The organism is Intrasporangium sp., from assembly GCF_032907665.1.
Lineage (GTDB): Bacteria > Actinomycetota > Actinomycetes > Actinomycetales > Dermatophilaceae > Intrasporangium.
On the sequence record NZ_JAJJPG010000111.1, the window covers coordinates 1 to 10,514 of the forward strand.

Genomic DNA, 10,514 nt, shown 5'->3' on the forward strand with positions numbered 1-10,514 from the left:
GCTGCATCAACCAGCTCGAGACGATCGACGGCGGCCGGATCTGGGTCGACGGCGACCTCATCGGCTTCCGTGAGGACGACAAGGGCGTCCTGCACCACCTCACCGACGCGCAGGTCGCGATGCAGCGACGCGGCATCGGGATGGTGTTCCAGCGCTTCAACCTCTTCCCGCACATGACGGCCCTCGAGAACATCATCGAGGCCCCGATGCAGGTCAAGGGGGTCTCCAGGAAGGAGGCCACGGCCCGCGCGCACGAGCTCTTGGCGCAGGTGGGGCTGGCCGACAAGCCGTCGGCGTATCCCGGCGCCCTCTCCGGCGGCCAGCAGCAGCGGGTCGCCATCGCGCGAGCCCTGGCGATGGACCCGAAGCTCATGCTCTTCGACGAGCCGACCTCGGCGCTCGACCCCGAGCTCGTCGGTGACGTCCTCAGCGTCATGCGCGACCTCGCGGAGGCCGGGATGACGATGATCGTGGTGACGCACGAGATGGGCTTCGCCCGCGAGGTCGCCGACCACGTCGTCTTCATGGACGCCGGCGTCGTCTGCGAGGAGGGCCGGGCGGCCGACGTCATCGGCAACCCGCAGCAGGAGCGGACCAGGGCCTTCCTGCGCCGGATGCGCACCGAAGAGCAGCAGGAGCTGCTGGATCAGCGAGAGCTGGAGCAGGAGGCCGCAGACCGGATCCGGGACTGACCGAGGGCCCGGAGCCCACACGGCTCGAGGGGGGCCCCGGACCCCCGGTGTACGAAGGGGCCACTCGACCTCTAATTTGGGCGCATGACAACGGAGTCTCCGGCACCTGCCCTCCCCGACCACGAGATCCCCACGTTGTCGCTCGACGAACTGCGCCACCTGCAGACCGAGCGGCTGCGCGCGACGGTCTCAGCGGCATACGCCAACGTCCCGCACTACCGCCAGGCGTTCGAGGCGAAGGGTGTGACACCTGACGACATCACCTCGCTCGACGACATCGCCAAGCTGCCCTTCCTGACCAAGGCGGACCTCCGCGACAACTACCCGTTCGGCATGTTCGCCGTGCCGCGCACCGAGGTGTCCCGCATCCACGCGAGCTCCGGCACGACCGGGCGGCCGACGGTGGTCGGCTACACCAAGCAGGACATCGACACGTGGGCCAACCTCATGGCCCGCTCGATCCGCTTCGCCGGCGGCCGACCCGACGACATCATCCACGTCGCCTACGGCTACGGCCTCTTCACGGGCGGGCTCGGGGCCCACTACGGGGCGGAGCGGCTCGGCGCGACCGTCGTGCCCATCAGCGGCGGGATGACGGAGCGGCAGGTGCAGCTCATCCGGGACTTCGGCGCGACGGTCATCATGGTGACGCCGAGCTACTTCCTGTCGCTCGTCGACCAGATGCAGGCCGAGGGCATCGACCCCCACTCGACGAGCCTGCGGGTCGGGATCTTCGGGGCCGAGCCGTGGACGGAGTCGATGCGCCGCGAGATCGAGGAACGCACGGGCATGGACGCGGTCGACATCTACGGGTTGTCCGAGGTGATGGGGCCGGGCGTCGCGCAGGAGTCGGCCGCGACGAAGGATGGCCTGCACTTCTGGGAGGACCACTTCTATCCCGAGATCATCGACCCGGTGACCGAGGAGGTCCTGCCCGACGGGGAGCTCGGCGAGCTCGTCATCACGTCGCTGACCAAGCAGGCGATGCCGGTCATCCGCTACCGCACCCGGGACCTCACGCGACTGCTGCCGGGCACCGCCGCCCCGTCCATGCGCCGGATGCAGAAGGTGACCGGGCGGTCCGACGACATGATGATCATCCGCGGGGTCAACGTCTTCCCCACGCAGATCGAGGAGTTCGTCCTTGCGGAGCCGCGGCTGTCGCCCTACTTCCAGTGCGTGCTGACGCAGCCTGGACGCATGGTCGAGCTGACCGTGCTCGTCGAGCCGATCCAGTCCCTGTCCGCGGCGGAGGCGGACGGGATCTCGCGGCACCTCCAGCACGAGATCAAGACGAACATCGGCACCAGCTGCCGCGTCGAGGTGCGTGACCCGGGGTCGATCGAGCGCTCCATCGGCAAGGCACGGCGCATCGTCGACGAGCGTCCCAAGAGCTAGGCCGTATGCCGCTGAGCCCGGTCCGTGCCCCGGATCGGCGCCGCTCCTCCCGTCCTGGGCGGGCGCGCCGGACCGGCGCATCGAGAACTGAGTAGCGGCACTCACGATTCCGTGGAGCCAGGGGCGTGGAATGATCCGATGACTGATCCCGCGTCTTATCCCGCGTCTGACCCCGCGTCTGATCGCTCCGTCGGGCGCCGCCATGCAGTCCAGCAGCGTGCACCGGTGTGGCCGTTGACGCTCCTGCTCGTCGTCATCGCCTACGTCCTCGCGGCGTGGGACTCCTGGGTGGCGCTCATCAGCGGAGCGCCGTTCTTTGCCGACATCCCGTCGCGGGACTCGTACATCAGGGGCGGCATGGCGGCGCTGACCGGAGTCCTGCCGTGCCTCCTGTTGGCCCTCGTCGGCTGGCTGGCCGGCTCTCGCTGGGGCCTGCTCCTCATCGGCCTGCCGACGGTGGTGCTGCTGGGCGTCGGTGTGTCGATGCTGGCCGACCCGGGAGACCCGCGCGACCCAGATCCGGGCCGAGCAGTGGCGGCAGCCGATGTCTTCGGTGAGTTCACGCTCATCAACTGGGTCGCCTGCGCGGGCCTAGCGGCCGTCATCGCCGGGATGGTGTGGAGGCGGCGAGCTCGCGGTTGATGGCCCGGACGAGGGGCGGGCCGCCGAAGATGAAGCCGGTGTAGAGCTGGAGCAGGGAGGCGCCGGCGTCGAGCATCCGCTTGGCCTCGTCGACGGTCGAGATCCCGCCGACCCCGATGATCGGGAGGTTGGGAGCCTCCCGGTGCACGAAGCCGACGACCTCGCGTGCGCGCTCGGTCAGGGGCCGTCCGGAGAGTCCCCCGGCCTCAGCCGCGAGGGCGGCGTCGCGGAGCGAGATGCCGTCGCGGGTGATCGTCGTGTTCGTCGCGATGAGGCCGGCCACGGCGTGGTCAGCGCAGACCTGGAGCACCTCCGCGATGGCCCCTTCCGTGAGGTCGGGAGCGATCTTGACGAGCACCGGCGTGCCGTCGGACTCCGCCTGCAGTGCCCCGATGAGCGCGTCGAGCAGCGCGCGGTCCTGCAGCCCCCGCAGGCCCGGCGTGTTCGGCGAGCTGACGTTGATGGCGACGTAGTCGGCGAAGCGGCGCAGCGCTCGCATCGAGTGGACGTAGTCGCCCACGGCATCCTCGACGGGGGTGACCTTCGACTTGCCGATGCTGATCCCGAGGGGCACACCGACGGGTCCGAGGGCCTCGAGGCGGGCGGCGAGCGCATCGGCACCCTCGTTGTTGAAGCCCATCCGGTTGATGATGGCGCCGCTGTCCTTCAGGCGGAACAGCCTCGGTCTCGGGTTGCCCGGCTGTGCGTGTCGCGTCACGGTGCCGACCTCGACGAAGCCGAAGCCGAGGGCCGGCCAGGCCCTCAGCGCGACGCCGTCCTTGTCCATGCCGGCAGCGAGACCGACCACGCTCGGGAACCGTACGCCGAAGACGGTCCGCGGGTCGTCCACGCCGTGCCAGCGTCGGAGCACGGCGACGGCCGAGGCAACGCGCGACAGCCGGGTGAGCGCCGCCAGCGTCCGGTGGTGGGCGGCCTCGGCGTCACCGCCCCCGAGGCGGAACAGGGTCGGACGGACGACGCGCTCGTAGATCACGGCGCCCATGCTCCCATCCGTCTCGAGCATCCGGCTCCGGCAGCCCGCGGAGGTATCAGTCAGCAGCGCCCGCCCGTCTGTCCATATCGGCCGGATCGACGGCCCACCGGGAGGTGACTCATGAGCAGGATTCCGCCGCACGGCGCGCGAATCGTCGGCGCCTGGCCCGCACCCCAGCACCGCAAGCCCCCGGCAGGGCGAGCCTCGGCCGCTTCGGCACACCACGTGCCGCATGCACTCCTCGCCAGGATGGCCGGCTTGGCCCGGACGCTGCACCTGCTGCGCACCCGGACGCCGGAGGCCACCAACGCAGCGGGACCCGAGCTCGGTCTGACCCACCGCGCCTGAGCCACCGCCCGGAGCCCAGAGACCGCCGCCCTCAGCCCGCGGGACCAACCGTGCGCAGCGCCGAACGGACGAGGTCGAGCGCGGTCGCGTCGTCCAGTCCGGCCTCGCGCACGGCGAGGGCGTACTTCGTCGCGAGCGCGGCGACGGCGATGTCGGCCGTGTGCTCGCCGGAGGCCACGACCGTGCCGGCCCGGCGGCGGGTCTCGACGAGCCCGGCGGTCTCGAGCTCGCGGTAGGCGCGGGCGACGGTGTTGACGGCGAGCCCGAGATCGGCTGCCAAGGCCCGGACGGTCGGCAGCCGTTCGCCGGGGAGGAGTCGACCTGACGTGACGAGGCCCGCGAGCTGGGCACGCACCTGCTCGAAGGGTGGCTCGGCCGACGTGGGGTCCACCGCGATCCGCAGGTCGTCCGTCACGCGTCGACTCCCTTGGGCTGACTGTTGGCCGCATCGCGCCAGTCGAGCCCCACGCGCTCGTTCGCTGCGGCGAACCACACGCCGGCCTCATCGAGCCACTCCCCCGTGACGAGTCCGCCGACGACGAGGGCACCGACGAGCGAGGTGGGTGTCGAGCGCGCCCGCGCCGAGCCCGCGAGGCCGTCGAGAGGCCGCGCCGCGACCCAGCGCACGACGTTGACGAGCAGCGCGATCACCAGCACCGGTCCGACGAAACCGGTCAGCAGCCGAGCGTCCACGACAGGCATCCTTCCTGGCTGAAGGGTTGTACCAATGTATTGGTACATTGCTACAAAACACCTGTCAACCCCGCCGATCGTCCCGGCGCGTCGTCGCAAAGGTCGGTTCCCACGTGGGGAACCCCACGTCCACAGCATTACTACAAGGCGTAGTATCTACTACGTCTTGTAGTTCGCTGTTCGCCTCCCGGGAGCCCATTCATGGATGCCACAGACCTGGCGAGATGGCAGTTCGCCATCACGACCGTGTACCACTTCCTTTTCGTGCCGATCACGATCGGCCTCTCCGCCATCGTCGCGTACTTCCATACCCAGTGGGTCCGCACCCACAAGCCCGACTACCTCCGCCTCGCCAAGTTCTTCGGCAAGCTCTTCACGATCAACTTCGCGTTGGGACTCGTGACCGGCATCGTGCAGGAGTTCCAGTTCGGGATGAACTGGTCGGACTACTCGCGGTTCGTCGGTGACATCTTCGGCGCCCCGCTGGCCGTCGAGGCCCTCCTCGCCTTCTTCCTCGAGTCGACGTTCCTCGGCCTGTGGATCTTCGGCTGGGGCCGCATCCCGGAGAAGCTCCACGCGGCGACGATGTGGATCGTCCACATCGGCACGGTCCTGTCGGCGTACTTCATCCTCGCCGCCAACTCCTTCATGCAGAACCCGGTCGGCTACCGCTTCAACGCCGAGACCGGGCGTGCGGAGCTCACCGACTTCTTCGGCATGTTGACCAACGAGGTCCAGCTCATCACCTTCCCGCACGTCGTGCTCGCCGCCTACATGACCGGCGGTGCCGTCGTCATGGGCGTCTCGCTGCACCTCATGCGGCGTGAGGCACTGCGGGCCGAGGGTCTCGCGGAGAAGGCGCCCGACGTCCCGCTCTACCGCAAGGCCACCCGGATCGGTGCCTGGGTGACCCTCGTTGCGGCGCTCGGCGTTGCCATCACCGGCGACATCCAGGGCAAGATCATGACCGAGGTCCAGCCGATGAAGATGGCTGCGGCAGAGGGCCTCTACGAGTCGGTGGCGGAGGGCGAGGGCGCCCCCTTCTCCGTCCTGACCCTCGGCACCCTCGACGGACAGCACGCCAACCCGATCATCGAGATCCCAGGCCTGCTCAGCTGGCTCGCCACCGGTGACTTCAACGGTGCCGTCAAGGGCATCATCGAGCTCAAGGCCCAGTACGCCGAGACCTACGGCGCGAGCGGCAACCCCCTTGTCGCGGACCTGGCCACGAACTACGTGCCCAACATCCCGACCACGTACTGGACCTTCCGGCTCATGATCGGGGTCGGCATGGCCGCTGCGGCGATCGCGCTCGCCGTGCTGTGGCTGACCCGCAAGGAGCGCACGCCCACCCACCGATGGCTCCTCTGGGCTGCCGTGGCTGCTCCCCTGCTCCCCGTCTTCGCCAACTCGTTCGGCTGGATCTTCACCGAGGTGGGCCGTCAGCCCTGGATCGTCTTCGGGCTGATGACCACGGCGAGCGGCGTCTCCCCTGGGGTCTCGGCGGGTGAGGTGATCACCTCGATGGTCGGCTTCACCCTCCTCTACGGCGCTCTGGCCGTCGTCGAGATCAAGCTCTTCCTCCACTACGTCCGGCGCGGGGCAGACCCCTTCGAGCAGCCGGAGGAACCGAGTGAGCGGGACGAGGACGCACCCCTCGTCTTCGCGTACTGAAAGGACTGTCCACCATGGATCTCGCACTCTTCTGGTTCATCGTGCTCGGTGTCCTCTGGACCGGCTACTTCGTCCTCGAGGGCTTCGACTTCGGCGTGGGCATCCTCCTGCCCGTCCTCGGCCGCAAGAAGGGCGCCGTCGGCGAGGCCGCGGTCGACGCCGAGAAGCGTCGTCGCGTCATGCTCAACACCATCGGACCCGTCTGGGACGGCAACGAGGTCTGGGTCCTCACGGCTGGTGGCGCGACCTTCGCGGCCTTCCCCCACTGGTACGCCACGTTGTTCAGCGGCTTCTACCTGCCGCTGCTGCTCATCCTCGTCGCCCTCATCGTGCGCAACCTCGGCTTCGAGTACCGCCACAAGCGGCACGGGGTGGAGTGGAAGGCCCGCTGGGACCAGGCGATCTTCTGGGGCTCGCTCGTGCCGGCCTTCCTCTGGGGCGTGGCGCTGACGAACATCGTCCGCGGCGTGCCGATCGACGCGGAGATGGAGTACACGGGCAACCTCTTCACCCTCCTCGGTCCGGTGCCGATCCTCGGCGGCCTCACCTTCGTCGCCCTCTTCGTCACGCACGGCGCGATCTTCCTCGCGCTCAAGACCGACGGCCCGATCCGCGCGGAGTCCCGGCGCATCGCTGAGCGGATGGGGGTCGTCGCGGCGGCCCTCGCCGTCCTGCTCCTGCTCCTGCTCGGACTGAGCGACGGCAAGGTGCTCTCGTGGGTGACGACGGTCATCGCCGCCGTGGCGTTGCTCGGGGCGCTCCAGGCGAACCGGATGGGTCGTGAGGGGATGGCCTTCCTCGGCACGGCGGTGACCATCGCCATGGCGGTGGCGACGTACTTCGTCATGCTCTTCCCCAACGTCATGCCGTCCACGACCGACCCGGCGTTCAACCTCACCATCGAGAACGCGTCGAGCTCGCAGTACACCCTCCAGGTGATGACCATCGTCGCGCTGATCTTCACCCCGCTCGTGCTCCTCTACCAGGGCTGGACGTACTGGATCTTCCGGAAGCGCCTCACCACGAGCCACATCCCGGACGACGTGCAGCCGGACCAGCCGCTCACGAGAGTCGGGTGATCTCTGGATGAAGCCGTTCGACCCACGCCTCCTCCGCGCCGTCCCCCAGGCGCGGAGGCCGGTGGCCGCGCTCGCAGCCATGGGCGTCGCGGCCGGCGTCGCCACGATCGCCACGGCGTTCGCCCTCACGGGCCTCGTCGTGGCGGTCGTGGACGACCGCCCGCTCGGCCCGCCGGCGGCGTGGCTCGCTGGCCTCTTCGTCGTCCGGGCGGTCCTCGCCTGGGCGACCGAGGTCGTTGCGGCCTGGGCGGGGGTCAGCGTGTCGACCGCCCTGCGGACGGCGCTGGTGCGCACGTGGGGCGAGCGCGGCTCGGCGGCCCGGCCCGAGCGGTCGACGGCAGTCTCCCTGGCGACCGCGGGCGCGAGCGCCGTGGAGCCGTATGCCGCCCGCTTCCTCCCGACGCTCTTCACCGCGGCGGCCGTGCCGGCCATGGCAATCCTGACGCTCGCGGTCGTCGACTGGCCGAGTGCCCTCATCGTCGTGCTCACGGTTCCCCTCCTGCCGCTCTTCGCCGCACTCATCGGGCGGGCGACGGCGGACTCGACGGAGCGTCGCTGGGCAGCGCTGGCGAGCCTGTCCGGGCACTTCCTCGACGTCGTGCGCGGACTGCCGACCCTCGTCAACTTCGGGCGCGCGCGGCGTCAGGTCGAGGTCGTGCGCGACGTGAGTGACCGACACCGTCGGGCGACGATGGAGACGCTGCGCATCGCCTTCCTCAGCTCGGCCGCCCTCGAGCTGCTCGCGACGATCAGCGTCGCGATCGTCGCGGTGACCGTGGGGCTGCGCCTGTCCTACGGCTCGATGGACCTCGGACCCGGCCTCGTCGCGATCCTCCTCGCACCCGAGGCGTACTGGCCGATCCGGCGCGTCGGCCAGGAGTTCCACGCCGCTGCCGACGGTGCGACTGCCCTCGAGGACATCCTCCGTCACCTCGACCGCCGTGACGGGGCCACCTCCACCGGAGACGGTCCCTTCGCGCGGGTCGAGCTGCGGGACGTCAGCTATGCGTATGCCGCTGGGCTCGCCCCCGTGATCCGGGACCTCGACCTCGTGGCCGGGTCGGGCCTCACGGTGGTGACCGGTCCGTCGGGAGTCGGCAAGTCGACCCTGCTCGACCTCGTCGCCGGGCTCAAGGCCCCGACCTCGGGCACCGTGACGGCTCCGGCCGCGCACTACGTGACCCAGCGGCCCTTCCTCGCCGCGGGCTCGATCCGGGCCAACCTCACGCTGGGCCACGACCCGGAGGCACCGGTCCCGGACGACGAGCTGTGGACGGCGCTGCGCGTCGTCGGGCTGGACGGCTTCGTCGCCGGTCTGCCCGACGGGCTCTCGACGCGCATCGGTGACGACGGCTTCGGTCTCTCCGCCGGACAGCGGCAGCGGATCGCCCTCGCCCGCGCCTGGCTCGCACCAGATCCCCTGCTGCTCCTCGACGAGCCCACCGCGCACCTCGATCCCGAGGTCGCCGACGCAACGAACGGCCTCGTCACCCAGCTCGCCGAGCAGCGCATCGTCATCGCGGTGACGCACCGCCCGGAGCTCGTCGCCGTCGCGGACGAGCACCTGCACCTGCTCCCCGCGGACGGCGTCGACGGGCGAGACGCCGTCGACGAGGTCGACGCCGCTGGATACCCGGACCTCGACCGTGCGGAGGTGGCCCAGTGACCGCCGGCCCGACCACCCCTCCCGCCACCGCGCCGACCGCAGTGTCCCCAGCGTCCCCAGCGCCCCCGAACGTCCGGGCCGGGGTGGACGCGCCGACGAAGCCACGGCGCGTCCGCCTCGACCCGGCGCACGACGAACGGCGACGGATCGCCGCGGCGGGTGTCCTCGGCGGCATCGCGACGGCCTCGGGCATCGCCCTCACGGCGACCTCCGGCTGGCTCATCGCGCGGGCCGCGGAGCGACCGGTCATCCTCACCCTGCTGACCGCCATCGTCGCCGTGCGGGCGTTCGGCATCGCCCGGCCGGTCTTCCGCTACTGGGAGCGCCTCGTCAGCCACGACGCGTCCCTGGCGACGCTCGCCGCCCGGAGGTCAGCGGCATACGAGGCCCTCATCCCGCTCACCCCCGCGCGGCTCGGGCGGCGCCGCCGCGCCGACGTGCTCACGGCTGTCGTCCACGACATCAGCGACGAGGTCGAGGCGCAGGTCCGGTTCACCGTTCCCGTCATCTCCAGTGCCTTCGCGGGCGCCGTCGTCATCGGTTTCACGGCGGCGATCGCTCCGCCCGTGGGCCTCGTCGTCGCGTCCGTCTGCCTCGCGGTTGTCCTCATCAGCGCCGTGGCCTTCCGGCTCGAGGCCAGCTCCCTCGACAACCTCGTCGCTGCCCGCGCCGAGGTCGTGCGCGTCAGCGAGCTCGTCACCTCGCAGGCAGATGAGCTGCGCGCGATCGGGGGCTGGGCCTCGGCCACCCGCTGGCTCGACGACGCCCACCACGAGGTGGCGCGTGCGACGCGGACCGGCGTGCGAGGTCGCGCCCTCGCCGCGGGCCTGTTCCTCCTCGTCGTCGGCGCCGCGACCGTCGTCATCGCCCAGATCGCCGTCGGGCTCGAGGTCTCGAACCCGGTCAGGGCCCTGCTCGTGCTCACGCCCGTCGCGATCGCCGATGCGATCGCCCCGCTCGCCGACGCCATGCGAGCCCGGGCCCAGGCCCGTGCCGCAGCGGCCCGCACCCGGTCGCTGCTCCTGCAGGACCCCGCCGTGCACGACCCCGTCGCGACCTCTGCCGCTGAGGAGTCCTCCGGCGAGGCGACGTTCGGCGGACTGCGCCTGGAGGCCATCACTGCCACGTGGGGCCGGCGGACCCCCACGTCGAGTGCGCAGGACGGGCCGCCCCGCACACCAAAGTCCGGTGGGCAGGAGGGGCCGCCCACCGAGACCCGCGACGGCGTCGACCACACCGACGTCGCTCCGATCCTCGGCCCCTTCGACCTCGGCCTCGCGCCCGGGGAGTCCGTCGCCGTCATCGGACCGAACGGCAGCGGCAAGTCC

At 70.8% G+C, this 10,514-nt stretch carries 11 protein-coding genes; 8 read left to right on the plus strand and 3 right to left on the minus strand.

The window, feature by feature from the left end; all coding sequences use genetic code 11:
* From LOY02_RS14675 to LOY02_RS14685, 3 genes are all read left to right on the plus strand, one after another.
* The coding region (locus tag LOY02_RS14675; protein ID WP_317183107.1) for an amino acid ABC transporter ATP-binding protein at positions 1-692 on the plus strand (692 nt) is incomplete at its 5' end.
* 84 nt (positions 693-776) lie between these two features.
* Positions 777-2,090, plus strand: a complete 1,314-nt coding sequence (paaK, locus tag LOY02_RS14680; RefSeq protein WP_317183108.1) for a phenylacetate--CoA ligase PaaK — start codon at positions 777-779, stop codon at positions 2,088-2,090.
* Between the two features lie 225 nt (positions 2,091-2,315).
* A complete protein-coding gene (locus LOY02_RS14685) occupies positions 2,316-2,732 on the plus strand; it encodes a hypothetical protein (RefSeq protein ID WP_317183109.1) in 417 nt (138 codons plus the stop codon).
* Here the strand turns inward: LOY02_RS14685 and LOY02_RS14690 are convergent.
* A complete protein-coding gene (locus LOY02_RS14690; protein WP_317183110.1) occupies positions 2,692-3,735 on the minus strand; it encodes a quinone-dependent dihydroorotate dehydrogenase in 1,044 nt (347 codons plus the stop codon). The genes LOY02_RS14685 and LOY02_RS14690 overlap by 41 nt on opposite strands.
* 111 nt (positions 3,736-3,846) lie before the next feature.
* Between LOY02_RS14690 and LOY02_RS14695 the strand changes: the two genes are divergently transcribed.
* On the plus strand, positions 3,847-4,074 hold the full coding sequence (locus tag LOY02_RS14695) for a hypothetical protein (RefSeq protein ID WP_317183111.1): 228 nt from the start codon (positions 3,847-3,849) through the stop codon (positions 4,072-4,074).
* Positions 4,075-4,105: 31 nt separating this feature from the next.
* Here LOY02_RS14695 and LOY02_RS14700 read toward each other — a convergent pair whose 3' ends face one another.
* Both LOY02_RS14700 and LOY02_RS14705 read right to left on the minus strand, forming a co-directional pair.
* Positions 4,106-4,489 carry a GntR family transcriptional regulator gene (locus LOY02_RS14700; RefSeq protein WP_317183112.1) on the minus strand — a complete coding sequence of 128 codons (384 nt, stop codon included), beginning with the start codon at positions 4,487-4,489 and terminating at the stop codon, positions 4,106-4,108.
* A complete protein-coding gene (locus LOY02_RS14705) occupies positions 4,486-4,767 on the minus strand; it encodes a hypothetical protein (protein ID WP_317183113.1) in 282 nt (93 codons plus the stop codon). Before LOY02_RS14705 ends, LOY02_RS14700 begins: the two co-directional genes overlap by 4 nt.
* 201 nt (positions 4,768-4,968) lie before the next feature.
* Here LOY02_RS14705 and LOY02_RS14710 point away from each other — a divergent pair, with 201 nt between their 5' ends.
* From LOY02_RS14710 to LOY02_RS14725, 4 genes are all read left to right on the plus strand, one after another.
* Positions 4,969-6,441, plus strand: coding sequence for a cytochrome ubiquinol oxidase subunit I (locus LOY02_RS14710; protein ID WP_317183114.1), 1,473 nt, complete (start codon positions 4,969-4,971; stop codon positions 6,439-6,441).
* Between the two features lie 14 nt (positions 6,442-6,455).
* Positions 6,456-7,520: a cytochrome d ubiquinol oxidase subunit II gene (gene cydB, locus LOY02_RS14715; protein WP_317183115.1), complete on the plus strand. Its 1,065-nt coding sequence runs from the start codon at positions 6,456-6,458 to the stop codon at positions 7,518-7,520.
* Positions 7,521-7,527: 7 nt separating this feature from the next.
* Entirely contained in the window at positions 7,528-9,186 is a 1,659-nt protein-coding gene (cydD, locus tag LOY02_RS14720) for a thiol reductant ABC exporter subunit CydD (protein ID WP_317183116.1), read from the plus strand.
* Positions 9,183-10,514 (plus strand): hypothetical protein (locus LOY02_RS14725; protein ID WP_317183117.1); only part of this gene is annotated, 1,332 nt, incomplete at its 3' end. The genes cydD and LOY02_RS14725, both read left to right, overlap by 4 nt.

What these genes read in the sequence shown, in the direction of transcription:
- paaK (WP_317183108.1), top strand. Translation starts at nt 777, where the DNA reads ATGACAACGGAGTCTCCGGCACCTGCCCTCCCCGACCACGAGATCCCC.
- LOY02_RS14690 (WP_317183110.1), bottom strand. Translation starts at nt 3,735, where the DNA reads ATGGGCGCCGTGATCTACGAGCGCGTCGTCCGTCCGACCCTGTTCCGC.
- LOY02_RS14695 (WP_317183111.1), top strand. Translation starts at nt 3,847, where the DNA reads ATGAGCAGGATTCCGCCGCACGGCGCGCGAATCGTCGGCGCCTGGCCC.
- LOY02_RS14710 (WP_317183114.1), top strand. Translation starts at nt 4,969, where the DNA reads ATGGATGCCACAGACCTGGCGAGATGGCAGTTCGCCATCACGACCGTG.
- cydB (WP_317183115.1), top strand. Translation starts at nt 6,456, where the DNA reads ATGGATCTCGCACTCTTCTGGTTCATCGTGCTCGGTGTCCTCTGGACC.
- cydD (WP_317183116.1), top strand. Translation starts at nt 7,528, where the DNA reads ATGAAGCCGTTCGACCCACGCCTCCTCCGCGCCGTCCCCCAGGCGCGG.